General features: G+C 74.4%; 18 protein-coding genes and 2 pseudogenes. 9 read left to right on the top strand and 11 right to left on the bottom strand.

Features of this window, described 5'->3' with window-relative positions; genetic code table 11:
- Nucleotides 1-213 precede the first annotated feature (213 nt).
- From ACSLIC_RS02135 to ACSLIC_RS02125, 3 genes are read right to left on the bottom strand one after another with little or no spacing between them, the layout of a single operon-like run.
- Complete coding sequence (locus ACSLIC_RS02135) at nucleotides 214-1,569, bottom strand: MFS transporter (protein WP_436735967.1); 1,356 nt, start codon at nucleotides 1,567-1,569, stop codon at nucleotides 214-216.
- 43 nt (nucleotides 1,570-1,612) lie between these two features.
- A complete protein-coding gene (locus tag ACSLIC_RS02130) occupies nucleotides 1,613-2,389 on the bottom strand; it encodes a glycerophosphodiester phosphodiesterase (protein ID WP_436735966.1) in 777 nt (258 codons plus the stop codon).
- A complete protein-coding gene (locus ACSLIC_RS02125; protein WP_436740248.1) occupies nucleotides 2,386-3,045 on the bottom strand; it encodes a YczE/YyaS/YitT family protein in 660 nt (219 codons plus the stop codon). Before ACSLIC_RS02125 ends, ACSLIC_RS02130 begins: the two co-directional genes overlap by 4 nt.
- Before the next feature lie 99 nt (nucleotides 3,046-3,144).
- Here ACSLIC_RS02125 and ACSLIC_RS02120 point away from each other — a divergent pair, with 99 nt between their 5' ends.
- Nucleotides 3,145-4,671 carry a PLP-dependent aminotransferase family protein gene (locus ACSLIC_RS02120; protein ID WP_436735965.1) on the top strand — a complete coding sequence of 509 codons (1,527 nt, stop codon included), beginning with the start codon at nucleotides 3,145-3,147 and terminating at the stop codon, nucleotides 4,669-4,671.
- A gap of 47 nt (nucleotides 4,672-4,718) precedes the next feature.
- On the opposite strand, the gene ACSLIC_RS02115 is transcribed toward ACSLIC_RS02120, so the two are convergent.
- Both ACSLIC_RS02115 and ACSLIC_RS02110 read right to left on the bottom strand, forming a co-directional pair.
- Entirely contained in the window at nucleotides 4,719-6,293 is a 1,575-nt protein-coding gene (locus tag ACSLIC_RS02115) for a hypothetical protein (protein ID WP_436735964.1), read from the bottom strand.
- Nucleotides 6,294-6,325: 32 nt separating this feature from the next.
- Nucleotides 6,326-6,520, bottom strand: a complete 195-nt coding sequence (locus tag ACSLIC_RS02110; RefSeq protein ID WP_003946963.1) for a hypothetical protein — start codon at nucleotides 6,518-6,520, stop codon at nucleotides 6,326-6,328.
- A gap of 317 nt (nucleotides 6,521-6,837) precedes the next feature.
- Between ACSLIC_RS02110 and ACSLIC_RS02105 the strand changes: the two genes are divergently transcribed.
- From ACSLIC_RS02105 to ACSLIC_RS02085, 5 genes are all read left to right on the top strand, one after another.
- Complete coding sequence (locus tag ACSLIC_RS02105) at nucleotides 6,838-7,251, top strand: ankyrin repeat domain-containing protein (RefSeq protein ID WP_436735963.1); 414 nt, start codon at nucleotides 6,838-6,840, stop codon at nucleotides 7,249-7,251.
- Nucleotides 7,252-7,553: 302 nt separating this feature from the next.
- Nucleotides 7,554-8,978, top strand: coding sequence for a HEAT repeat domain-containing protein (locus tag ACSLIC_RS02100; RefSeq protein WP_436735962.1), 1,425 nt, complete (start codon nucleotides 7,554-7,556; stop codon nucleotides 8,976-8,978).
- A 461-nt stretch (nucleotides 8,979-9,439) separates the two neighbouring features.
- A complete protein-coding gene (locus tag ACSLIC_RS02095) occupies nucleotides 9,440-10,975 on the top strand; it encodes a hypothetical protein (protein ID WP_436735961.1) in 1,536 nt (511 codons plus the stop codon).
- A 79-nt stretch (nucleotides 10,976-11,054) separates the two neighbouring features.
- Nucleotides 11,055-11,936 (top strand): hypothetical protein, encoded by an 882-nt coding sequence (locus ACSLIC_RS02090; protein WP_436735960.1) that lies wholly within the window; start codon nucleotides 11,055-11,057, stop codon nucleotides 11,934-11,936.
- Nucleotides 11,937-12,018: 82 nt separating this feature from the next.
- Complete coding sequence (locus tag ACSLIC_RS02085) at nucleotides 12,019-16,623, top strand: hypothetical protein (RefSeq protein ID WP_436735959.1); 4,605 nt, start codon at nucleotides 12,019-12,021, stop codon at nucleotides 16,621-16,623.
- Between the two features lie 88 nt (nucleotides 16,624-16,711).
- Here ACSLIC_RS02085 and ACSLIC_RS02080 read toward each other — a convergent pair.
- The 5 genes and pseudogenes from ACSLIC_RS02080 to ACSLIC_RS02060 all read right to left on the bottom strand — a co-directional run.
- Nucleotides 16,712-16,902: pseudogene (locus ACSLIC_RS02080) on the bottom strand (DDE-type integrase/transposase/recombinase); the annotation flags it as partial.
- 74 nt (nucleotides 16,903-16,976) lie between these two features.
- The gene (locus tag ACSLIC_RS02075) at nucleotides 16,977-17,144 is read right to left on the bottom strand and encodes a transposase (protein ID WP_436735958.1); all 168 of its coding nucleotides are present in this window, start codon (nucleotides 17,142-17,144) and stop codon (nucleotides 16,977-16,979) included.
- A gap of 141 nt (nucleotides 17,145-17,285) precedes the next feature.
- The gene (locus tag ACSLIC_RS02070) at nucleotides 17,286-18,266 is read right to left on the bottom strand and encodes a GlxA family transcriptional regulator (protein WP_436735957.1); all 981 of its coding nucleotides are present in this window, start codon (nucleotides 18,264-18,266) and stop codon (nucleotides 17,286-17,288) included.
- A 38-nt stretch (nucleotides 18,267-18,304) separates the two neighbouring features.
- Complete coding sequence (locus ACSLIC_RS02065) at nucleotides 18,305-18,952, bottom strand: HD domain-containing protein (RefSeq protein WP_436735956.1); 648 nt, start codon at nucleotides 18,950-18,952, stop codon at nucleotides 18,305-18,307.
- Between the two features lie 359 nt (nucleotides 18,953-19,311).
- Nucleotides 19,312-19,577, bottom strand: a pseudogene (locus ACSLIC_RS02060) (hypothetical protein); the annotation flags it as partial.
- Between the two features lie 100 nt (nucleotides 19,578-19,677).
- On the opposite strand from ACSLIC_RS02060, the gene ACSLIC_RS02055 reads away from it, so the two are divergent.
- Nucleotides 19,678-20,055, top strand: coding sequence for a VOC family protein (locus tag ACSLIC_RS02055; protein WP_436735955.1), 378 nt, complete (start codon nucleotides 19,678-19,680; stop codon nucleotides 20,053-20,055).
- Nucleotides 20,056-20,119: 64 nt separating this feature from the next.
- Here the strand turns inward: ACSLIC_RS02055 and ACSLIC_RS02050 are convergent, their stop codons facing one another.
- The gene (locus tag ACSLIC_RS02050) at nucleotides 20,120-20,776 is read right to left on the bottom strand and encodes a hypothetical protein (protein WP_436735954.1); all 657 of its coding nucleotides are present in this window, start codon (nucleotides 20,774-20,776) and stop codon (nucleotides 20,120-20,122) included.
- Nucleotides 20,777-21,267: 491 nt separating this feature from the next.
- Here ACSLIC_RS02050 and ACSLIC_RS02045 point away from each other — a divergent pair, with 491 nt between their 5' ends.
- Nucleotides 21,268-23,883 (top strand): nitrate- and nitrite sensing domain-containing protein, encoded by a 2,616-nt coding sequence (locus ACSLIC_RS02045; RefSeq protein ID WP_436735953.1) that lies wholly within the window; start codon nucleotides 21,268-21,270, stop codon nucleotides 23,881-23,883.
- A complete protein-coding gene (locus ACSLIC_RS02040) occupies nucleotides 23,880-24,311 on the top strand; it encodes a roadblock/LC7 domain-containing protein (RefSeq protein ID WP_436735952.1) in 432 nt (143 codons plus the stop codon). The genes ACSLIC_RS02045 and ACSLIC_RS02040 overlap by 4 nt, the downstream gene beginning before the upstream one ends.
- Nucleotides 24,312-24,319: the final 8 nt, after the last annotated feature.

The following is a 24,319-nucleotide window of genomic DNA, read 5'->3' as shown; positions in this document are numbered from 1 at the left end:
GCTGTCGTCGTCATCCGGTCAACGTCCGGTCGGCGGTAAAGATTCCCGTTCAGGGTCATGCGTCGCCGTCGTAGCCGCCCCTTGTTTTACCCACCATCGCCCGGTTTGTCACATCTGACAGGGGGTGTGCGACCTCACCACGCGTTTTTCACGCGCAGTAACGGTACGCCTGGCGAGCCAAACGCGTACACTACCGCCGTTTTGCCGTCCGCGCTAAATCCGACCCGGTACGGGATTGCCCGCGTCCAGGACGGCCCGGCGTACGGGTACCCGAGCCAGCAGGGCGAAACCGATCAGGAAGAAGAGGATCAGCGAGAGGATCGCGTCCCGGTAGCTGCCGGTGAACTGGTAGGTCAGGCCGAACAGCAGGGGGCCCAGCCAGCTCATGCCCCGGTCGCTCATCTCGAAGGCCGAGAAGTACTCCGCCTCCTTCCCCTCGGGCACCAGGTGGGAGAAGAGGGAGCGCGACAGGGCCTGGGTGCCGCCCAGCACCGTGCCGATGAAGGCCGCCAGCACGAAGAACCAGACCGGTGACCCGGCGGGCAGGAAGTACCCCGCCGCCAGGATCAGCGTCCAGACCACCAGCGAGCCCAGGATCGTGCGCTGCGCGCCGTACCGCCCGGCGAGCCGGCCCATGCCGAGCGCCCCGGCCACCGCGAGGACCTGTACCAGCAGCACCGCCACGATCAGCGTCGACTGGTCCAGGCCCAGCTCCTCGGAGCCGAAGACCGACGCCTGGCTTATCACCGTCTGCACGCCGTCGTTGTACATCAGGTACGCCAGCAGGAACCCCAGGGTCAGCGGATGGCGTCGCATGTCCTTGACGGTCGCCGCCAGCCGGCCCCAGCCGCCGCCGCGCCGGGCCGCCACCGCCTCGGCGGGCAGCCGTCGGTCGCGCAGCCGGCGCAGTGGGACCAGGGTGAAGGCGCCCCACCAGACGCCTGCCGAGGCGAGGCAGATCCGTACCGCCATCGCCTCGCTCAGCCCGAAGGAGTCGTGCGCGGTGTACAGCACCAGGTTGGCCACCAGGACCAGGGAGCCGGCCGCGTAGCCGAACGCCCAGCCCCGGGAGGAGACGGCGTCGCGTTCCTCGGGTCCGGCGATCTGCGGCAGATAGGAGTTGTAGAGGACCATCGAGACGGCGAGCGAGACGTTGGCGACCACCAGCAGCAGGCCGCCGAGGAGGTAGCGGTCGCCGTCGAGGAAGAACATGCCCGCCGTGGCGGCGGCGCCCAGGTAGGCGGAGAGGGCCAGCAGCGGCTTCTTGCGTCCGGTGCGGTCGGCGGCGGCGCCCGCGACCGGCATCACCACGATCGCCACGATCACCGAGACCGAGACCGCGTAGGCGAAGAAGGAGCCCGCGGCGACCGGGACGCCGAGCGGGTGCACGTACCCCTGGGCGTCGGCGGCCGACTTGGCCACGGTGGTGAGGTAGGGGCCGAGGAAGACGGTGAGGACGCTGGTGGAGTAGACCGAGCACGCCCAGTCGTAGACGTACCAGCCGCGCTGCTCGCGGCGTGCGGCGTCGGTCCGCCCGGACGCCTCGGCAGGTACGGTCCCGCTGCTCATCGTCTCCCCCTCGCTCCTGGCCGCCGCGTGGGCCGGGCGGGGGTCAGGCCCACTGCCCCCGGTCGCGCAGCACATCGCGCAGTGTGCCGATGTGATCGGTCATGATGCCATCGACGCCGAGGTCCAGGAGCGCCGCCATCCGCCGGGGATCGTTGACCGTCCAGACGTGCACCTGGAGGCCGCGCGCGTGGGCCGTGCGCAGGAAGCGGCGGTCCACCACAGGGACGCCGTACTGGGCCTCGGGGACCTGCACGCAGACCGCCGAGCCGCGCACCGGGACCGGCAGACCCCAGGAGCGCAGCCGCAGGCCGAGCACGCCCCGGACGCCGTACGAGGTGGCGAGGCGGGGGCCGCCGAGCCGCTGGGCGCGAGCCACCCGGCTCTCCGAGAAGGAGCCGACGCAGACGCGGTCCCAGGCGCCGGCGCGGTCGATCAGCTCCAGCAGTGGGACGAGGGCGGGCTCCGCCTTCACGTCGACGTTCCAGCGGGCCTCGGGGAAGCGTTCCAGCAGGTCGCCGAAGCACGGCACCGGCTCGCTGCCGGACACCCGGGCCCGGGCCACCTCGCGCCACGGCAGGTCGGCGATGCGGCCCGCGCGGTCGGTCACCCGGTCCAGAGTCGGGTCGTGGAAGGCGGCGAGCACCCCGTCGGCGGTGAGGTGGACATCGGTCTCCAGGTACCGGTAGCCGGCCGCGACGGCCTCCGCGAAGGCGGCCGCCGTGTTCTCGCGGCCGCCCGCGGCCCCGCCCCGGTGGGCGAAGGGCAGCGGACCGGGATGGTCCAGGTACGGGTGGTGGGCCGGAGGCGTGGAAGCGGTCACGGACGCAGTATGGCGGCGTCGGAGGCGGGCGGCGGGGGCGGGGCGGGGGTGGCCGGGACCGCGAAGAGCCGCAGGAACCACTGGGTGAGCGGTCCGATGGCCAGCGCGTACACCACCGTGCCGGCGCCGAAGGTGCCGCCGAGCAGGAACCCGCTCGCCACCACCAGGATCTCGATGCCGGTGCGGACCAGCCGCACCGAACGGCCGGTGATCTGGTGCAGGCCCGTCATCAGGCCGTCGCGCGGCCCCGGGCCGAACCGGGCGGCGATGTACAGGCCCGTCGCGGCGCCGTTCAGGACGACGCCCGCGAGCATCAGCGCGACCCTGGCGGGCATCGGTTCGGGGGCGGGCAGCACGGCCAGGGTCGCGTCCAGCGCGAGGCCGACCAGGAAGACGTTGCAGACCGTGCCGAGGCCCGGGCGCTGGCGCAGCGGTATCCACAGCAGCAGCACGGCCGCACCCACCACGATCGACACCGCGCCCAGCGACAGCCCGGTCAGCTCCGACAGGCCCTGCTGGAACACCCCCCAGGGCTCCAGGCCGAGCCCGCCCCGCACCAGCAGGGCGACGCTCACCCCGTACAGCGCGAGGCCGGTGAGCAACTGGCCGAGGCGGCGGGGGAGCCGGCGGCCGTGCGGGCGCGGGGCGAGGAACACCACAACCTCCAGGGTGGTGACAGTGGACTGCTGCGTGCCACTCTGTGGCGTGCTCGCCATGGCCTGACAGGGCCAATTCGGGGAAGGTGGACTGACTTCATGACCCAGTGGACCTCGGTGACCGGTGCGGCTCAACTCGCCCGTCTGCTCGCCTCGCAGTCCTGGCAGACCCGCACCGGCCCCGGCGGACGCCGCCCGCCCGCCTACCGTGCCCTCGCCGACGGCGTCCGCCTGCTCGTCCTGGAGGGCCGCGTCCCCGTCGCCGCCCGCCTTCCCGCCGAACGCGAGCTGGCCCTCGCCCTCGCCGTCAGCCGCACCACCGTCGCCGCCGCCTACGAGGCGCTGCGCGGTGAGGGGTTCCTCGCCTCCCGGCGCGGCGCCGGCAGCTGGACCGCCGTACCGGCCGGCGACCCGCTGCCCGCCCGCGGCCTCGAACCCCTGCCCCCCGAAGCCCTCGGCGCCCTGATCGACCTCGGCTGCGCCTCGCTGCCCGCCCCCGAACCGTGGCTGACCCGCGCTGTCACCGGCGCCCTGGAGTGCCTGCCGCCGTACGCCATGACCCACGGGGACTACCCGGCGGGCCTGCCCGACCTGCGGGCCACGCTCGCCGAGCGGTACACGCGGCTGGGCGTGCCGACCATGCCCGAGCAGATCATGGTGACCACCGGGGCGATGGGCGCCATCGACGCGATCTGCCACCTCTTCGCCCCGCAGGGCGAGCGCATCGCGGTCGAGTCGCCCAGCTACGCCAACATCCTCCAGCTCATGCGGGAGGCCGGCGCCCGGCTGGTCCCGGTCGCCATGGCGGACCGGCTGCGCGGCTGGGACCTGGACCGCTGGCGCCAGGTGCTGCGGGACGCCGCGCCCCGGCTCGCCTACGTCGTCGCCGACTTCCACAACCCGACCGGCGCCCTCGCCGACGAGGAGCAGCGCCGCGCGCTGGTGGAGTCGGCCCGGTCGGCGGGGACCGTGCTGGTCGTCGACGAGACCATGACCGAACTGGGCCTCGACCCGGAGCTGGCCCCCGCCTCCGACGGCACCTCCGCACTGCCCCGCCGGGTGTGCGCCTTCGACCCGGCGGGCTCGACCGTGATCACCGTCGGCTCCGCCAGCAAGGCGTTCTGGGCCGGGATGCGGATCGGCTGGGTCCGGGCCGCCCCGGACGTCATCCGCCGCCTGGTCTCCGCCCGTGCCTACGCCGACCTCGGCACTCCCGTCCTGGAACAGCTCGCCGTGCACTGGCTGCTCTCCGGCGGCGGCTGGGAGGAGGCGGTGCGGCTCCGCCGCGACCAGGCGCGCGAGAACCGCGACGCCCTGGTCGCCGCCGTCCGCCGGGAACTGCCCGACTGGAGTTTCGAGGTCCCGCGTGGCGGGCTCACCCTCTGGGTGCGCACCGGTGGTCTCTCCGGCTCGCGGATCGCCGCCCTCGGCGAACAGGTCGGCATCCGCGTGCCCTCCGGCCCGCGCTTCGGCGTCGACGGCGCCTTCGAGGGGTACGTACGGCTGCCGTTCACCGTCGGGGGAGCGGTGGCCGACGAGGCGGCGGTTCGGCTCGCGGCGGCGGCCCGGCTGGTCCGGGACGGGGCCCGTGGCGGCGCGGAGTCCCCGCGCAGCGTCGTCGCTTGAGACGCGGGCCCACCCCACGACCCGGCTGGGCTCGCGGGGCGCGGGGATCAGAGGTCGGCGCCGGCCGGGACCACGGGCGGCTCCGTGGGGGCGGCGGGGACCGTGAGCGGCTGGGGGCGCGGCGGGAGCAGCTCCAGCACGGCGCGCCGGTCGGCCTCGGCCGTCCCCTCGTCGTACGGGTCGGGCGCGGCCGGCACCTGGAGGCGTTGGACGGGGCCGTCGCCGAGCCGCACCCAACCCCGGCCGGGCGGGGCCGCGACGGGGGTGGAGGTGTTCGGCGGGGCACCGAGGACCAGGGCGACCTGGGCGGCGGAGGCGCGGCCCAGCACGACGCGGGCCCGGGTGTGGCGGCGTACCGGCTCGATCAGGGCCTCGGTGGAATCGAACTGCTCGGCCACCACCACGGTGACCTGGGCGGCTCGCCCGTGCCGCAGCGGGGCCTGGAGCAGGCTCTGCGGGTCGGGTCTGCCCTCGGCCTCGGCCAGGTGGGCGAGGGCGGCCGGGCGGTCGAGCAGAATCCACAGCGGGCGCCGGGTGTCCGGGGGCGGCGGATGGCCTTCCTGGCGGGCGCGGCCCGCCGCGATGAGGCGGCGCTCGGTCTCGTGGCAGGCCCACTCCAGACCGGTGAGCGCGCCGTCGAGGTCGCACTCGACGGCGAGGACGCCCTCGCGGCCGGCCAGGCACGCGTACTCCCCGGTGCCGCCGCCGTCGACCACCAGGACGTCGCCGTGGCGCAGCGCCTGCAGGGCGAGGGAGCGCAGCAGCGAGGTGGTGCCGCTGCCGGGGTGGCCGACGGCCAGCAGATGCGGCTCGGTGGCGCGGGCGCCGGTGCGCCACAGGACGGGGGGCTCGTCCCTCGGGTCGCCGTCGGGACCGGTGACCGGCAGGGTGCGGGCGGTGTCGGCGGCGTCGGTGAAGCCGAGCAGGTGCTCGCCGGGAGTGGTGGCGAACGGTTGCGCGGTGAGGTCGCAGGGGAGCGGGGCGACGGCGGTGACGGTCAGCTCGTTGGCCTGCTCGTCCCAGTCGAAGCGGTGCTCGCGGACGCGTCCGAGTCTGGCGGCCAGGACCTGCTCGACGCGGAGCCGGGACTCGGGTTCGGCGTCGGTGAAGTAGCCGGGGTAGCGCAGCACCAGGCGGTCGGGGTGGCCGCTCTCGTCGAAGCTGTGCGTGGCGACCGCCTTCTCCCAGTCGCCGCCGTAGGTGTAGAGGGGCGCGGGGTCGTCCGGGACCGAGAAGTAGGGGACGAGCGACTCGTAGAGCGAGGTGAGCCGCTGGGTCCGGGTGTCGTCCCGGCCCTTCGGCGGGGCGGGTCTGCGGTCCCGGCCCGTCCAGGCGGCCACCGCGAGCAGGGCGGCCAGCGCCAGCGGCAGGCCGTACCGGACCAGGGAGAGGACCAGCAGGACGGCGGCGACCAGGAAGAGCAGGGGGCCGCGCCGGTCCTTGGGGGTGTCGGTCCACTTGCGCCGTCCGGCGGCTGCCAGGCGGCGCAGGCCGCGGCCGATCGTGAGCAGCGGATGGAGGACGTCCGTGGCGTTGTCCGCCGCCGACCGGGCCAGCTCACGGCTCCGGGCGATCGGGGCGGTGCCGCCGCGCAGAATGCTGGGGAGTGGGCGCCGGGCCACGTCTTGCTCCTGGGGGTGCGGGGTGCGGACGGTCAGAACTTGATCCCGCCGAGCAGCCCGGCGAGGCTCGCGCCGCCCGCCGTGATGCTCGGGGCGATGGCGGTGCCCGCCAGGTAGAAGCCGAAGAGCGCGCAGACCACGGCGTGGGACGCCTTCAGGCCGTCCTTCCGGAAGAACAGGAAGACGATGATGCCGAGGAGGACGACGCCGGACATGGACAGGATCATGAGAGTTCTCCTGGTGGGTGGGGACAATCACCATCAGTTGTTCCAGGCTCACAGCATGTATCTGTACGACAAAAGGTGCAAACGGGGTAAGTGGTGATGTTTTCACCCGGCTGGTACGTCCCGGGAGGCCCCGGCCAGCGGCAGCCTCTGTCCGGTGCGCCCGCCCAGCCCCGCCCCCGCTCCCGGGGTGCGCCCACCCGCCCCGGCGGGGGCAGTACCCTGGCGATTCACCCGGACGGCCCCACTGCCGTCCCGCCGGCCGGGCGCCCGCCCGGTCCGCTCAGTCCCCCCACGAGAACGCAAAGGGCGTACCGCCGATGAGTGAGGCACCCGACCCCGAGGTCGTCGAGCTGGCCACCAAGATCTTCGACCTGGCGCGTGAGGGGCAGGTCGCCCGACTGGCCGCCTACGTCGACGCCGGGGTGCCGGTCAACCTCACCAACGACCAGGGCCACACCCTCGTCATGCTCGCCGCCTACCACGGCCACGCCGACGCCGTCCGCGCCCTGCTGGAACGCGGCGCCGACCCCGACCGCGCCAACGACCGGGGCCAGACCCCGCTCGCCGGAGCCGTCTTCAAGGGTGAGGACGAGGTCGTCACCGCCCTCCTCGACGGCGGCGCCGACCCGGCCGCCGGAACCCCCTCCGCGCTGGACACGGCCCGCATGTTCGGCAAGGACGACCTGCTCGCCCGGTTCACCGCCGTCCAGGACGGTCCTGGCGCGGCCTGAACCGCGCCGACCGGGGACGCCCGTTAAATCTGGTCGCGGCGCCGCGAGCCGCTGAGCCATCATGACGTCGTGATTCACGAGCGCGCGAGCTGGGCAGGAGCCGCATCATCGCGCGCACCGTGAACCGGCCCTCCCCGCGCCCCGTGGCCCGGGGGCACCCTTGGGGCCACGGACGAGAGGCAGAGACGATGGACATCAGCACCCGACAGCGGACGAGCGTGAAGAACGTCAAGACCTGTTGCCGCGCGGCCAGGTAGTGCGCCATCCCCGGTTGCGTCGACAGCTTGATGTGAGGCTCTTCCATGTGTGATTCCGTCGATCCGGTCATAGCGCCCAGCGGTACTCTCCTCGGCCTGCTCCAGCGGGGCAGGGGAGACGGCACGCTGCACGCCCTGACCGCCCCTCGTTCCGAGGCGCTCGCCGCCCTCGACCAGTGCGTCCTGCGCGACCCGCGCCACGACTGGCAGGTGGAGAACCGCTCCCTCTACTACGCCCGGCTCTACCTCGACCTGGACGGCTCCCTGGAAGCCGTCGAGGCGCACCTCTTCGCGCCCGAGGACCACACCGCCCCCGGCGAGGAACGCACCGGCCTGGCCGTCAGCGTCCTCGGCCACCTCGCCTCCTACGGGCGCGACGACGCCCTGGCGCTGCTGCGCCGGTACGCCGCGCGCGGGGCCAACTGGCCCTGGGCCCTGGACGAACTGGCCGTACGCGACGACGACGCGGCGCTCGCCGCGCTGGCCCTCCCCGTCCTCGCCCGGTTCGCCGCCACCCCGGAGGGAGAGGCGGAACTCGCCGCCGCAGCCGCCGGCAGCTACGAACCGAGGCCCTGGCACTTGTGGGCCGAGGACCGGGACCCGGCGATCGGCCCGCGTGTCAGGGCAGCCCTGGAGCGGACCTCCTTCGGCCTGTGGGAGCGCCAACTCACTCCCCCCGACCGCCCCCAGTGGAGCGTGGAGGGGGTCCTGACCTGGGCCCAGGAGGGCCACGACCGGGGCAAGGACCGCCATGCGCCGGCCGGCCGGTGCCTGGCCTCCGTCGCCACCGCCGCCGACCGCCCGGCGCTGCTGGCCGCCGCCCGCGGCGGCCTGGACGGCGCCCGGGCCGCCGCACTCAGCCACCTCGCCCGCACCGGCGACCCGGCGGCGCTCGACCTCGTCGAGGCGGCGGTCGCCGACGGCGTGCCCGTGGTCCGCGAGGCGGCCGTCGAGTCGCTGGGGCGGATGGCGGGCGCCACCGTCCTCGCCCGCGCCCGCCGCTGGGTCCACCGCCCCGACGCCCTGGGCGCCGCCGCCGGGCAACTGCTCGCCTGCCGGGGCTCGGCCGACGACGGCCCCCTGGTCCTCGCCGCCCTCCGCGAGACGGTGCGCGGCAACGGCCCCGACGGGGCAGCCCTGTGGAGTCTGGTGGACGGCGCGGGACGCCTCGGCATCACGCAGGCCGCACCCGTCCTGCGCCACCTCTACCGCGAGACGGCCTCCTCCCACCTGCGCGGCCGCACCGCCCAGGCCCTTGCCGCCACCGACGCCGCCTTCGCCAGCGGCTTCGCCGTCGAATGCCTCTGGGACTGCGAGGAGACCACCCGCGAGGTCGGTGCGCGCCACGCCGCCACCGGCGACCAGCGCGTCGTCGGCCGCCTCCGCCGCCTCGCCGCCGACCCGGCCGAGGAGGCCGAGGTCCAGACGGCGGTCCGCAGCCGCATCGGGCCGGACACGGCGGCGATCTGACGGGGAGCGGACCGGAGGGCCCGACGCCCGCCGTGGTGCGCCCCAGCCGGAAGCGGAGCCACAGGGCGGGCCCGCGAGCGTCGAGGGACCGGACGGCCGGCTCCGGTCCCTCGACGCTCGCGGGCTCGCCCGGAACGCGGTACCTGTCCCGGCTCCGCCGCCCGCCGCGTCCGTCCTGGACGTCACCGGGGAGGGGCGTACGGCCCCGGGCCACGGGATGGTCCGGCTCGGCAAGCGCCTGCGCGGGGACGCCAGTTGCCCCCTGCCCGCACGGGAACGCTGCGGCATGACGTGCGACGCCGTCACGCCGCACCCGCCCGGACCGCGCCTCGTCCAGCCCGCCGCCCCCGCCGTACCGGAGCCGACAGGCGCGGTCCACCCCGGTCCCGGCGGCCCGGGCCGCCCACTTCCCCCTCGGTGCGTTTCGCCCGATGTCGGAGCGAGGATCTAGGCTGTCCCCCGTGACTTCGCCCGCCTCCACGGAACCCGCTCCGCCCCAGCTCAGCGCGGGGCCGCGCCCGGCGCCGGGCCCGGCCGCCGACGAGGGCCTGGCGCGGCGGCTGCGGGCCCTGGCCTGCACCGCGCCGCTCCACGACCTGGACACCCGCAAGGCCAATCTGGCGGGGGAGTACGCGGGATACGCGATGGCCGAGGTGGCCCTGGCCGCCATCGACCTCATCACGCTCCACATGGACTTCGACACCGGCGCGGACCACGAGCAGATAGTGGCCAGACTGCTGCCCCGCGTCGCCGCCCAGGCCCCCGGCCGCCCCGCCGCCGAGCACGAGCGCGTCGCCCGCTGGGTCCTGGAGAACCTCATCAACGTCGGCAGCGTCGACCGCGGCTTCCGCGCCGTCTACGGCACCTTCGCGCCCGACGGGAGTTACGTCCGCCGCGACTACGACTTCAAGCTGATCGAGGAGGTGCCCGGCCGCGGCGGCAGCGTCTACCTCCGCACCACCGACGAGGCGGTCAACGTCCTGGTCGGCGCCCTCGACACGGACGTCACCAGCGCCCAGATCGCCGCCGAGGTCAAGCTGGAGGTGCTCATCAACCGTGGCCGCCTCGCCGACGCCCAGCTCGCCGCAGAACAGGCCCGGTACCGCACCGTCCAGTACTCCGAGACGCTGCGGCGCGCCCTCGACGCCACCCGGCGCAACGTCCGCGCCGTCGACTGGCTCGGCGCCGTCCCCGACATGATCGCCGAGGCGCTCGACCACGTGGCCGACCGCTACCGCCACGAGAACGCCATTCTCACCAACATCCGCAAGGCCCGCGACGAGTCCGAGGACCCCGAGCAGAAGCGGCGCGCCGCCGAACTGGTCGACATCGTCAAGGACTGCATCCGCCGCCACACCCAGCTCCAGGCCAGGCTGCTGGAGGCGGGCCCGCTCTTCCGCGCCGAGCAGGACCGCCAGGCGTTCGCCGCCCCCGCCGCCCGGACCGGTGTCGACCTCTACGGCCAGCTCCTCGCCCCCCTGCTGCCGCTCCCCGTCGAGCAGGCGCTGCGCGCCACCGACGCCTGGTTCGCCCAGGGCACCGGAGTGCGCACCCCGACCTCGGTCCGCGTCGGCGACCTGGTCGACCTGCTGCTCACCCCGCCCGTCGAACGCGCCCACCTCGGCGCCGAGATGCCCGAGCCCGACCTGATCGCCACCCCCGACGACAGCCGCTTCAGTGAGGAGCAGCTCGCCGCCGCCCGCGACCTCCTCGACCTCGAGTGGGACGCGCCCCGCCGCCTCTCCGGCCTGCTCGCCGAGGCCCGCCGCCGCGACGACGACCCGTACGGCCTGCCGTACCTGCTGGCCCTCATCGCCGTGCACGCCGCCTCCCCGCCGGTCGGCACCGCCTACCGCCAGGGCGAGCGGCGCCTGCTGTTCGCCGTGGACGACGGCACCGAACTCGACGACCCCCACTTCGGCGGCGCCGACCTGATCGTCGGCAGCGCCCTGCTCGACGCCGAGGGCATGGCCGCCGACCGCACGGAGTCCGCGTGACGGCCGGCCGCACCCCGACTCCCCGCATCCCCGCCCCGCACCGCGGCCCGGGCACGTCCCACCACCAGGAGCACCACCCGTGACCGAGCAGAGCACCGAGCCCGTACGGGAGACCGGCACCGCCCCGGCGCCGCACATCCCGGTCGTCACCCCGGCCGACACCGCCGACGCCGCCCGGCTGGTCTCCTTCGGCCTCCAGCCCCGGCTCCAGCCCGCCCGGGACGCCGAGTACGGCGAACTCCTGCGCCGCTACCGCGAGGACCCGCCCTTCGCCCGGCTCGCCGACGCCGTCGCCACCGGCCTCGGGCTGATCGTCCTGGAGGTCTCCGACCGGGCCGGGATGGCCGTCACCGCCGCCGAGGACTCCGTCTTCGCCGTCCGCATGGGCGACTACGCCCGGCGCGCCGCCACCGACTCCGCCGACCGCTTCCTGCACGGACTGGCCCATCTCGCGCTGGCCGCCATGGCGTTCCCCCGCCCCGAGGACCTCGCCGACGACGCCTACATCGGCCGCGTCACCGTCAACGGCGTGGACGCCTTCGTCCGCCAGGCGTGCCGCAGACTGGAGGAGCGCGCCGAGGAGCAGGGCGACAACACCGATCCCGCCTCCGACGCCCCCGGCCTGGAGGCCGCCTGGCGCGTCTGGGCCCGGCGCAGTTCCACCGGCGCCACCAAGGACGCCCGCCGGCTGGCCGGTTCCACCACCGGCATCGTCGGCAAGGCCGCCGCCTTCCTCACCGAGTCCGGCTTCCTCCAGCGCACCGGCGACGAGGCCGGCGGGACGTACCGCACCACCCCCCGCTACCAGCTCCAGGTCCGCGACCTCGCGGGCGGCGCCGCCATGAGTGAACTCCTCGCCCTCGGCATCGTCCCCGTCAGCGACGGCACCGCCACCCTGCTGCCGCCCGACGAGGGCGACGACCTCGACCTGGTCGCCGACGCCGGACTGCCCTTCTCCTGACCGGCCGCCCGCCGCCCCACCGCATTCCCCCGCCCTCCGGCCGCCGCCGGACCGCAACCGATCGCAACGAGAGTCCGCCGCCATGTACGAGCTGTCCCGGGTCCGCCTCTACTCCATCGGACCCGCAGGCGCCCGGTACGCCGACACCGTCCTGGACCTGCGCGGAGTCGGCAGGCCCGTGCCCAAGCCCGCCCCCGCGCAGGCGGAGTTCTTCGAGGAGGAGCCGGCCGGCCCGCCCCGCAGGCCCGCCCCCGCCGGTGTCCTCTTCCTGGAGAACGGCGGCGGCAAGTCCGTCCTGCTCAAGCTGATCTTCTCGGTGATGCTGCCCGGCCACCGCAACACGCTCGGCGGCGCCAGTTCCGGCGTGCTCCGCAAGTTCCTGCTCGCCGACGACTGCGGCCACGTGGCCCTGGAGTGGCAGCACACCCTCACCGGCGAGACCGTCGTCGTCGGCAAGGTCAGCGAATGGCGCGGCCGCCAGGTCTCCAACGACCCACGCAAGTTCGCCGAGGCGTGGTACTCCTTCCGCCCCGGGCCCGGCCTCAGCCTCGACTCACTGCCCGTCGCCGAGTCCACCACCGTCCCCGCACCCGTCGAGGGCGCCTCCGGGGCACGCGGCAGGCGCCGCACCATGAAGGGGTTCCGCGACGCCCTCACCGACGCCGGGAAGTTCTACCTCCACCTCGACGTGCACTGGGAGGAGACCCACGAACGCTGGACCGAGCACCTCGGCGAACTCGGACTCGACCCCGAACTCTTCCGCTACCAGCGGGAGATGAACGCCGACGAGGGCGAGGCCGCCGGCCTCTTCGCGGTCAAGAAGGACTCCGACTTCACCGACCTGCTGCTGCGCGCCGTCACCGACACCCGCGACACCGACGGACTCGCCGACCTCGTCCACGGCTTCGGCCACAAGCTCGGCCGCCGCGCCGAACTCATCGCCGAACGCGACTTCACCGCCGGCTCCGTGGACCTCCTCGGCCGCATCGTCGAGACCGCCGGCGAACGCGACCGCAGCCGCGACATCCACGCCGCCGCCGAACGACGTACCCGCGCTCTCGCCCGCAGCCTCTCCCTGCGAGCCCGCCACGAACGCGCCCGCACCGGCGACCTCGCCCAGCAGGTCACCACCGCCGCCCACCACGTCACCGAGGCCGAGGACGCCCGCTCCCACCGCGCCCTGATCGCCGCCGAACTCGCCTACCGGCACGCCTCGCTCGCCCTCACCGTCGCCGAGAAGGCCGCCGCCGCCCAGCGCCGCGAACTCGCCGACGCCCGCACCCTGCACTCCGCCTGGCAGGCGGCCGAGGCCGTCCTGCGCCACCGCGCCGCCGCCGACCGCTCCACCCGCGTCGCCGACGCCATCCGCGAGGCCGAACGCGACGCCGCCCCCGCCCTCGCCGCCCGCTCCCAGGCCGCCACCGCCCTGGTCCGCGCCCTCGACGCCGCCGCCCGCGACGGCGAGAGGGTCGCCACTGAACTGGAGGAGCGCGCCACCCACCTCCAGGACGAGGGCGAGGCCGCCCACCGCGACGCCACCGCCGCCGCCACCGAGGCCCAGCGCGCCCGCAGCGAGACCGGCCACCTGCGCCAGCGCCTCGCCGAAGTCGAGCAGGAGACCGAGGAGGCCGTACGGGCCGGCTGGCTGGAGGCCGGCGCCGCCGACGCCGACCCCGCGCGGGCCGCCCTCGCCGCCACCGACGCCGAGCAGGAGGCGACGGCCGCCTGGGACAGTGCCCGCGAACGCGCCCACCGCGCCGCCGACCACGCCAAGGAGTGCGCCGCCGACGAGGCCCGCGCCGACCTCGCCGCCGCCCGCGCCCACGACGCCGCCGACGCCGCGGTCCGCGCCCACGACGCCGAGCAGCGCACCGCCGCCACCCTCGCCGCCGAACCCCGGCTCGCCGAACTGCTCGGCCTGCCCGCGCCCGACGGCGACGAGGGCCCGCTCACCGCCGACGAACTCGACCGCTCCGCCGGCCGCCTCGCCGCCCTCCTGGAGGAGGGCGTCACCGCCGCCGAACGCCGGCTCTTCGACCTCAGGACCGCCGCCGCCGACGACACCCGCATCCTCGGCGCCCTCGGCGACGGCGGCCTGCTGCCGCCCGGCCCCGACGTCCTGGCCACCGTCGAGTACCTCGGCGAACAGGGCATCCCCGCCCTGCCCGGCTGGCGCTACCTCGCCCAGGCCGTCGACCCGGCCGAGCACGCAGCCGTCCTCGCCGCCCGGCCCGAACTGGTCGACGGCGTCGTCATCACCGACCCCGACACCCACAGCCGGGCCCGCGCCGTCCTCGCCGACGCAGCCCTGCTGCCCCGCTCCGCCGTCGCCGTCGGCACCTCCGCCGCCCTGCTCGCCCCCGCGCGTACGGCCGGCTCCGGTGCCGAGGAGCAGAACGTCTTCCTCGTCCCGCCGAACCCGGCCATGCACGACGAGTACGCCGCCGACGAGGAACGCCAAGCCCTGCGCGCCCGCGTCGCCGCCCGCGACGAGGAGATCCGCGCGCTCGCCGCCCGCCTCGCCAAGGACCGCGAACTGGCCGCCCGGCTCACCTCCTGGCGCGCCGGCTGCCCGGCGGGCCACCTCGCCCAGCTCCGCACCACCGCCGACCAGGCCCAGGAGCACGCCGACACCGCCGCCCACACCCTCCAGCAGGCCCGCACCGCCCGCGCCGGGGCAGACGAGACCGCCACCGAGGCCGCCCGGGTCCGCGACGACAGCCAGGAACGCGCCCAGCGTGCCCGTCGCGCCGCCGACGCTCTCGCCGGCCTCGCCCACCGCCTGCGTGAGCGCCCCCGCTGGCAGGCCGCCCTGCGCGAACTGGCCGAGACCGCCGCCACCAGCGAGGAGCGCGCCCAGACCTGCCTGGAGGGGGCCCGCGCCGCCGACGAGGACCGCCGCGCCGCCCAGCGCGCCGCCGACGACGCCCGCCGTACCGCCCGCGCCCTGCGCGCCGAGCGCGCCGAGATCGCCGGCGTTCCCGACGACGCCGAACTCCCCGCCTCCCCCGACACCCCGCGCGTCTCGCTGCCCGCACTGCGCGAGGCGTACCGCTCCGCCTCCCAGCTGTACGAGAAGGTCGGCGTCGGCGCCGACCTCCGGGCCGAGCAGGCGCGCGCGGAGAGCGACGAGTCGGCGGCCCGCGCCGAACTCGACCGGCTCAGCAACAAGGTCCGCAACCGCGCAGCCCAGCTCCTGGAGGACCCCGACGGCGCCGACGGCCCCTCCCGCCAGGCCGCCGCCGCCCGCGCCGAGGCCCTCGTCCAGATGCTGGAGACCCGCTCGGCCGCCGCCAGCGAACAGCTGGGCCGGCTGCGGGGCGAGGCCGAGAGGCACGCCCCCGAGGAGGGCGAGGCCCACACCGAACTGCCACCCGAGCAGGTACCGGCCGACGTCGAGGCCGCCCAGCGGCTGCTGCGCGCCGCCACCGCCGAACTCGCCGAGCGCACCCACCAACTGGCCGCCGCCCGCGAGGCACACGGCGAACTTCTGCACGCCCACCGCGCCGCCGAGGAGGCCACCGCCGGTTTCGAGGAGACCGCCTCCCTCCTGCGCGACCTGCTCCGCGACCCGCTGGACGCCCGCGACACCGACGAGGACGGCGGCGTCCAGAACCCGGAGCAGTACACGGGCAGCCTGGAGGAGGCCCGCCGCGCCGCCGCCGAGGCCCGCCGTTCGCTGCGCGGCTGCGCCGCGGACCTCTCCGCCGCCGAGTCGGCGCTGCGCGAGACCAGCGACATCCTGGTCCGGCACGCCAACTCCAGCCGGTACGAGCAGGTCCGCACCCCTGCCCGCGCCCAGATCCGCGAACTCCCCGCCGCCGCGCTGCCCGAACACGCCGCCAAGTGGGCCGAGGCGTTCGCGCCGAGGCTGCGCGTCCTCACCGACGAACTCGACCAGCTGGAACGCAACCGCGACTCGATCGTGGACCGGCTGCGCGGCCTGGTCGAGTCCTCCCTCGCCACCCTCCGCTCCGCCCAGCGGCTCTCCCGGCTGCCCGAGGGACTGGGGGAGTGGTCGGGCCAGGAGTTCCTGCGCATCCGCTTCGAGGAGCCCGACCAGACCACTCTGGTCGAGCGACTCGGCGAGGTCATCGACGAGGCCACCAGCACTGCCGTCCGCAAGAACGCCGACCTGCGCCGCGACGGCATGTCCCTGCTGCTGCGCGGCGTGCACGCCGCTCTCCAGCCGCGCGGCGTCTCGGTGGAGATCCTCAAGCCGGACGCCGTGCTGCGCGCCGAGCGCGTCCCCGTCGGCCAGATGGGCGACGTCTTCTCCGGCGGCCAGCTCCTCACCGCCGCCATCGCGCTCTACTGCACGATGGCCGCCCTCCGCAGCAACGACCGGGGCCGGGACAAGCACCGCCACGCCGGAACGCTCTTCCTCGACAACCCCATCGGCCGCGCCAACGCCACCTACCTGCTGGAGCTCCAGCGGGCCGTCGCCGACGCCCTGGGTGTCCAACTCCTCTACACCACCGGCCTCTTCGACACCACGGCGCTCGCCGAGTTCCCCCTCGTCATCCGCCTGCGCAACGACGCCGACCTCCGCGCCGGCCTGAAGTACATCAGCGTCGAGGAACACCTGCGCCCGGGCCTGCCCCAGCAGGACCCGCAGGAGGAGACGGTCCACGGGGAGATCACGGCGACCCGGATGTACGTCAAGCCGCGGGAGGACGAGGGGTGAGCGCCGGCAGTGGGCGGGACGGGGGCCGGGCCGCAGCGGTGAGCCGCAACGAGACGTAGGCGTTCTCCAAGCCCACCAGGGAGTCGGCCAGGGCGTCGGTCACCAGCTCCGCGCGCATGTGGTCGGCGATCGCCCAGCCGGCCAGACGGCGCGAGGCGAGGTCGATGACGGTCGCCAGACAGCAGAACGTCCCGGCCTCGATGGGCAGGTGGGTGATGACGCCGACGTACTTCGTGTTCGGCTTGTCCGCGGGAAGTCGCGGCCGGTCAGGTCCGGGGCCTCGGCCGCTCGCGGACCTTCTGCCGCAAGGCGGCGTTCTCCGCCTCCAGCGGCGCCGGCGGCGGAGACGGTTCCTATGCCCGCCGTCCCCGGGGACGGCTCACCCCGGCTGCCCGGACCCAGTTCCGCAGGGTCTCCGGGTTGATCCCCAGATCGGCGGCGACCGACCTGATCGTCGCGTTGGGCCGCGACTCGTACAGTGCGACCGCGTCCGCCCTGAACTGCGGCGGATAGTTCTTCATCGCCACGAGATGCCCGTTCTCAGATCCTCAGGATCCAGTGTCTCGTGTGTTCAACATCAGGGGTCAAGGCCCCTCGGCGCCCTTTGCTCGTCCTCCTGGTCAGGAAGGAGCGCCGTTCAGGGAGAACGCGTGCGGAAAGCCTCAGGGCGAACTCGGCGGAGGAAGCCCAACTGGAGAGGTTGCCAGAGGGGTGGTGGTACGGAAACGGGCCCGGTAGACGGTGGGGGAGACACCGAGGGTCTGCTGGAGCACGCGCCGCATGGTCTCCGAGGACCCGAAGCCCGCCCGTTGCGCGACCTCCTCGACCGAGGCCGTGCTGGAGGACAACAGCGCCTGAGCTGCCTCCACGCGGACCGCGTCGGCATACTGCCCGGGCGTCATGCCGATCTCCTGGCGGAACAGGCGTGTCAGGTGCCTGGTGCTGATCCCGAGCAGTCCGCTGAACGCCTCGATGCCGCGTGGGAGGGAGGGATCAGCGGTGATCTCATCCATTGCCTGACGTACGAGTGGGTGCTGCGGCGGCTGCGGGGCCAAGCGGACACTGAACTGGGACTGGCCCCCGGGTCGTGCCATGAAGACAACGAGCTGGCGAGCCGTCTCCCTGGCCAGATCCGCCCCGTGATCTTCCTCGACCAGCGCGAGGGCAAGGTCGATTCCCGCGGTGACTCCCGCAGAGGTGACGACATGGCCGTCGCGTACGAACACCGGGTCCGCTGCCACGCATACCTGCGGGTAGGCGGCAGCGAGTTGCGGGGCCAGTTCCCAGTGGGTCGTCGCGCTCCGTCGGTCGAGGATTCCGGCCTGGGCCAGGACGAACGCGCCGGCGCAGACCGAAGTCACCCGCCGCGCCCGTGCCGCGAGACCTTCCACGAGTGCGACCAGCGCATCGTCGGCGACTGCTTGCCGCCAGTCCCTGCGGCCGGGGACCAGCAGCGTGTTCAGGTACTGCGGTATCTCCTCCAGGCGGGCGTCCACCCCCATGCGCAACCCGCACGAGGTCAGCACGTCGAGACCGTCGGGAGACACCACGTGTACCTCGTAGCGGGCACCGTAGCGATTGGCCGTGGTGAACACCTCCAGCGGCCCGCTCACGTCCAGCAACTGGACCTGGTCGAAGGCCACGATCGCGATGACCCTGCTGCCACCGGGGGCAGAGGCGGCTACTCCGCCCATGGCGAGTCCAGGATGGTGCGTACAAAGTCTCCCCGCTTGAATCCCGGCACGTAGTGCTGCAGCACGTCAGCCTTGACGTTGCCGAAGGTCGTCTCCGGCTTGTGCCGGATCCCGTCGGTGAACGCCGCGAGGATGCGCTTCTTGAAGTCGGGGCGCGGATGCAGGGCCACGATCTTCTCGCGCTCGGCGGAGGGGATGTCCGCGTAGCCGATGCCCAGCACGTCGTATTCCACGCCGGCGGTCACCAGGGCGACCTCCGGCTCCATGAATTCGGGAATTCCCGGTGTGGTGTGCAGGGCGATGGCCGTCCATACCCGGCGCACACTGTCCTCGGGCACGCTGTGCGCCTGCAGGAAGCGGCGTGCCTCGTCAGCGCTGTCGATCTCGAAGCGGCGCCCGCTCGCGTGGAACCGCTCGCTCAACCCGAGGTCGTGGAACATCGCGCCGATGTAGAGCAGTTCAGGGTCGAAGCTGAGGTCGCGATTGCGTCCCTGGAGGCTGCCGAAGAAGTACACCCGCCGGGAGTGGTGGTAGACCAGTTCGCCGACGGTCTCCCGGACCAACTCGGTCGCCTCGCGCGCCAGCCTGGTGTCCGGCACGCGCACGGCGCCCCTGTTGTTCGAGTCTGTCGTCATGATGCTCACCTGTTCTCTCTTCGCGGACCGTGCCGCCGTGACGGGCGGGTCCCAGTCTTCCCGCCCTCTCGGCGGGCGGCCATGTCCACAGGGACACATACCCCACAGATTCGGACATCCGCTGTGGTGGTCGCCAGACCACTCCGATGGTTGTCCGAGCCAGCTCTCGGTGCGCGACAGGAGCAGGGTGAGCACCGGCTTTGCCACGGACAGCGGGCGGACGATCACCCTCACCAGCACTGCCGACCGCCTGAGGCCCGGCGTCGACCACTGCGCCCGGACCACACTCGCGGACGCCGGCGATGCGATCGGACGACCTGACCGCCGCGGACGCCGGACGGCGGTGCCCATGCGACGGGCCGGACCTTCGCCCGGTGCAGATCGTCGAGCCGAGCCTTCAGCGCCTCGGCCTCGACGGGATCGGCCCAGAGGGCGTGCGGCGACTTCATGTCGCAGGCCCGGGTCGACGACGACGGTCCTTCCGGCCGTGGTCTCCCGCAGACCAGTCTCGTTCATCTCCGTCATGAAGCGGGTGGACCGCAGATCACGACGATGAGCGGGAGACTCGACCGCCTGTTCGCGTCGGCGTGCTTCTGTTCGGGGTGGGCTGCGACGGGTACGACACCGGTTCCTCCTGGTGAGGGGTCCAAGAGTCATGCCGACCGGCACCCTGGCGTCCGCCGACTCCGACCCGGCAGAACGAGGCCCCGGCCTACGATCGGCTCATGACCGCCGAACTGCAGTGCGTGGTGCTGGACTGTGCCGAGCCGCTGGAACTCGCCGGGTTCTACCGGTCCCTGCTCGGTGGGGCCGTGAACCAGGAGGACCGGCGCTGGGCGGTCGGCGAGGACTGGGCGACGCTGCACACTCCGTCCGGGCTCGTACTCGCCTTCCAGCGTGTGACGCCCTACCAGCCGCCCCGGTGGCCCGGCCCGTCCCGGCCCCAGCAGTTCCACCTCGACTTCGGTGTGCCTGACCCGGCCCAGGCCCGGGAACAGGCGCTGGCCTCGGGAGCGACCGTGCTGGACGACGGTTCCGGTGAACGGAGCTGGTGTGTCCTCGCCGACCCGGCCGGGCACCCGTTCTGCCTGGTCCGGCACTGAGGGCGGATCCGTCGGTCCGGCGGCGGTACGGCGAACCTGACGGAGCCGCCGTACCACCGCCCGTTCAGGACGAGTGGGTCAACTCCCGCTCCGGGGCCTTCACCCCGGACGGCTCGGAACCGGACCGGTCGCGCCAGGCGGGCCGTACGCCGGAGCCGCTCCCCTTCGGGCCGACCTCCGGGGTGGCGTCGCCACCGGGCGCCGTGCCGGTCGCCCGCGCCTTCCCTCCCCCGTCGGAGGCGGTGGCCGGCGCCCCGCCCGACGGGTCGGATATCCGCACTCCGGCCTTGGCCGCCCGCCGGGCGGTGCGACGCGCCCGGCGGCGTTCGCGGCGGCGCTCCCGGGCGGTGCTGCCCGGGGTCGAGACCACGCCGTGCCGCTGGTTCCACACCTGCCGGGTGACCCAGACGTCCAGCACCGCCCAGGTGGCCGCGATGGTGCTCGCCACGCTGCTGAGCACCATCGGGAAGGCCAGCCAGGACTCCGCCAGCGTCGCCAGGAAGGCGACCATCGCCTGTATCAGCGTCAGCGCCACGATCAGCACCGCCCGCACCGCCGCCGTCCGCACCGGATCAGGCATCCGGGGACGCGCCGCGGGCTCCTCCACCCACAGCGGTGCCCGTTCCGGCTCCCCGCTCCACTCCGCCCGGCGCGGGCCGGGCACCCGCCCGCCCGGCTCGCCCCGCTCCGCCGAGGTCTTCCGCCGCTCCGCCGTCGCCATCAGTCCGTCACTCCCCACCGCCTTGCCGTCAGCCGACCGGTGCCGTGTGGAACCGGCACCGTCTCCAGTCTGGCTGCCCGCCTTCGTCCGCTTTACGCCGCCCCCGTCGAGATCCGGCGGTCGCCGGTCCACGCCGGCGCACCCCTCCCGTACCAACTCCGCACACCTCGTACACGACTTGTACAGAAGGACGCGCGGAGCCCCCGGATGATTCCCGTCCGGGCGGGCGAGATGCCGGGACCGGCCGGGGAGATGTCCGGATTCGGCCGGTCCGGGCCGGGGCCGCCCCGCCCGAGGGAGAACCACGGGGCCGCCCCGCCGGTCACGCGATCGTCGCGGAACGGCGGGAACCGGCCTCCGGTGTCCCGCTCCGGGCCGAAAACCTTCCGGACGTCTCTTCGGCCGACCTTGTGTCAGTAGTAGGCTCGCGCCGTTTATTGACGCACGGATGTGCACCCCGGACACCATCGGGGGACGGACTGGGGGAGGCCATGCGCTTTCGCGGCAGGACGATCCGGCGGAAGATCGTGGCGTTGCTGCTCGTGCCGCTGGTCTCCCTCACCGCGATCTGGGGCTTCGCCACCGTACTGACAGGGCGTGAGGCCGCCGAGATCCTGGAGATCAGCGAGGCCAACGACCAGGTCGGCCGGCCCGTCGAGGAAGCGGCCCGGGTCCTCCAGGACGAACGGCGCAGCACCCTCGTCCACCTCGCCGACCCGCGCGCCTCGGCCGCCCTCGGCGAACTGCGCCGCGCCCGGACCGCCACCGACCGGGCGCTGGCCCGCGTCCGGGCCGGCGCCGGGGACCCCGACGCCACCGAAGGGCTCGGCGCCGACTCCCGGCGGCGGCTCACCGCGCTCCTCGAATCCTTCGAGGGGATCGCCACCCTGCGCCGCTCCGTCGAGGAGAACACGGTCACCCGCACCGCCGCCCTCGACCTGTACAACCGCCTCGTCGACCCCTGCTTCGTCTTCCTGACCCATCTGCACGCCCTCAAGGACGTCGAACTCGACAAGCAGAACCGCGCCCTCGTCTCCATCGCCCGCGCCCGCGACCTGCTCTCCCGCGAGGACGCCCTGGTCGCCTCCGCACTCGTCGGCGAACGCCTCGACAAGGCAGACCTCCGCCAGGTCTCCGACCTCCTGGCCCAGCGCACCCTCCTCCACGAGACCAACCTCCCGCTCCTGCCCGACGACGAGCGCGCCCGCTACGAGCGGTACTGGCAGGGCCCCGAGACCGCGCCGCTGCGCGACCTGGAGACCTCGGTCGCCGCCTCCCCGCCGGGACGGCCGCGCGGCGTCACCGCCAAGAGCTGGGACACGGCCGCGGTCAAGGTCCTCGACAGCCTCGACGAGCGCGGCGACGCCGCCGCCGACCGCTACCAGGAACGCGTCCGGCCCGTCGCCGTCGGCATCCTGGTCCGCGCCGGCGTCACCGGCGTCCTCGGCTTCGCCGCCCTCCTCCTCTCGCTCTACCTCTCGGTGCGGATCGGCCGGAGCCTCATCCGCGACCTCTCCCGGCTGCGCCAACAGGCCCACGAGGCGTCCGGCATACGCCTGCCGTCGGTCCAGCGCCGCCTGGCCGCGGGCGAACAGGTGGACGTGGACACCGAGGCTCCCCGGCTGGAGTACGCGAAGAACGAGATCGGCCAGGTCGGCCAGGCCCTCAACACCCTGCAACGGGCCGCCGTCGAAGGCGCCGTCAAACAGGCCCAGATGCGGCGCGGGGTCTCGGAGGTCTTCGTCAACCTCGCCCGCCGCAGCCAGGTCCTCCTGCACAAGCAGCTCACCCTCCTGGACACCATGGAGCGGCGCACCGAGGACTCCGAGGAACTGGCCGACCTCTTCCGCCTGGACCACCTCACGACCCGTATGCGCCGCCACGCCGAGGGCCTGGTGATCCTCTCCGGCGCCGCACCCTCCCGGCAGTGGCGGCGCCCGGTGCAGCTCATGGACGTGGTCCGCGCCTCGGTCGCCGAGGTGGAGGACTACGAGCGGATCGAGGTCCGCCGACTGCCGAGGCTCGCGGTGACCGGCCCCGCCGTCGCCGACCTCACCCACCTCACGGCGGAACTCCTGGAGAACGCCACGGTCTTCTCGCCTCCGCACACCGCCGTCCAGGTGCACGGCGAGGCGGTCGCCAACGGCTTCACCCTGGAGATCCACGACCGGGGCCTGGGCATGGCCCCCGACGTCCTCCTCGACGCCAACCTCCGCCTCGCCGAGACGCCCGACTTCGAACTCTCCGACACCGACCGGCTCGGCCTGTTCGTGGTGAGCCGCCTCGCGCAGCGCCAGAACATCCGGGTCTCCCTGCAGAAGTCACCGTACGGAGGCACCACGGCGGTCGTCTTCATCCCGGACGCCCTGCTCATCGAGTCCGACGAGCCCACCGGCTCCACCAACGGCCGCGGCCTGACCCTCGACGGCAGCGGCGCACGGGGCCCCGGCCGCCCCGCCCTGACCCGCATCCCGACCTCCCGTACGCCCATGAGCCCGCCCCTGCCCGACGGGCCGGTAGAGCTGGAGGCACCGCCGGGCACACCCGGCCTGGACGACGCCGCCTTCCCCGGCGCCCTGGCCGACGACGACGGCGAGCCGGGCGTCGTTCTCCGGCCCAGGCGGCCGCTGGCCCCGGCAGCCGCTCCCCGAGACCAGCACCAGCAGGCCCACGACGACCCTGCCGCCGGAGCCAGGCCCGGCGAGCCGTCACCTGCCGGCGGCCAGGGCCCGGCGCCGCTGCCCCGCCGCCGCACCCCCAAGCTCGTCAGCTCGCACGGCCGCACCGTCGCCCACAGCAGGCCCGACGAGCCGGCCGGGGACCAGGAGGACCCGAACGGCCACGAAGGGGCCGCCTCCCCGGCGCCCGCGACCGGGTCCGCCGCCCTGCCGCGCAGGGTCCGGCAGGCCAGCCTCGCCCCGCAGTTGAAGGCCGCCCGCCGGGGCGCTCCGGACGACCGCGACCAGGACACCGTCCACGACACCGACCGCGACGCCGACGAGGTCCGCAGCCGTATGGCCTCGCTCCAGCGGGGCTGGCAGCGTGGCCGCGACGAGAACGCGGGCACCACGGCACCACGAACGACACCCGAGGGAGACGGTCGATGACCGCATCGAAGACCGCCACGCACACCACCGGTTCCGTGGAGCTGAACTGGCTCCTCGACGACCTCGTCAACAGGGTCGCCGGCATCCGCAAGGTCCTGGTCCTGTCCGGCGACGGGCTGCCCACCGGGGTCTCCGAGGACCTCACCCGCGAGGACGGCGAACACCTGGCGGCCGTGGCCTCCGGCTTCCACAGCCTCGCCAAGGGCGTCGGCCGCCACTTCGACGCCGGCCGCGTCCGGCAGACGGTCGTCGAGCTGGACGAGGCGTTCCTCTTCGTCACCGCCGCCGGCGACGGCAGCTGCCTCGCCGTCCTCGCCGACTCCGACTCCGACGTGGGCCTCGTGGCGTACGAGATGACGCTGCTGGTCAAGCGGGTCGGTGCGCATCTGGGCAGCGCGCCGCGCACGGATCTGCCCGCGGGCGGGTAGTGAACCAG

The organism is Streptomyces sp. BBFR102, from assembly GCF_051397025.1.
Taxonomy (GTDB): Bacteria; Actinomycetota; Actinomycetes; order Streptomycetales; family Streptomycetaceae; genus Streptomyces.
This window is presented reverse-complemented; position numbering and strand designations above follow the sequence as displayed.

Bases quoted from the DNA above. Each gene is read 5' to 3' on its own strand.
- ACSLIC_RS02040 (WP_436735952.1), top strand. From the start codon at position 23,880: ATGACCGCATCGAAGACCGCCACGCACACCACCGGTTCCGTGGAGCTG.
- ACSLIC_RS02065 (WP_436735956.1), bottom strand. From the start codon at position 18,952: ATGACGACAGACTCGAACAACAGGGGCGCCGTGCGCGTGCCGGACACC.
- ACSLIC_RS02055 (WP_436735955.1), top strand. From the start codon at position 19,678: ATGACCGCCGAACTGCAGTGCGTGGTGCTGGACTGTGCCGAGCCGCTG.
- ACSLIC_RS02135 (WP_436735967.1), bottom strand. From the start codon at position 1,569: ATGAGCAGCGGGACCGTACCTGCCGAGGCGTCCGGGCGGACCGACGCC.
- ACSLIC_RS02110 (WP_003946963.1), bottom strand. From the start codon at position 6,520: ATGATCCTGTCCATGTCCGGCGTCGTCCTCCTCGGCATCATCGTCTTC.
- ACSLIC_RS02105 (WP_436735963.1), top strand. From the start codon at position 6,838: ATGAGTGAGGCACCCGACCCCGAGGTCGTCGAGCTGGCCACCAAGATC.
- ACSLIC_RS02120 (WP_436735965.1), top strand. From the start codon at position 3,145: ATGACCCAGTGGACCTCGGTGACCGGTGCGGCTCAACTCGCCCGTCTG.
- ACSLIC_RS02050 (WP_436735954.1), bottom strand. From the start codon at position 20,776: ATGGCGACGGCGGAGCGGCGGAAGACCTCGGCGGAGCGGGGCGAGCCG.
- ACSLIC_RS02085 (WP_436735959.1), top strand. From the start codon at position 12,019: ATGTACGAGCTGTCCCGGGTCCGCCTCTACTCCATCGGACCCGCAGGC.
- ACSLIC_RS02100 (WP_436735962.1), top strand. From the start codon at position 7,554: ATGTGTGATTCCGTCGATCCGGTCATAGCGCCCAGCGGTACTCTCCTC.
- ACSLIC_RS02075 (WP_436735958.1), bottom strand. From the start codon at position 17,144: ATGAAGAACTATCCGCCGCAGTTCAGGGCGGACGCGGTCGCACTGTAC.
- ACSLIC_RS02045 (WP_436735953.1), top strand. From the start codon at position 21,268: ATGCGCTTTCGCGGCAGGACGATCCGGCGGAAGATCGTGGCGTTGCTG.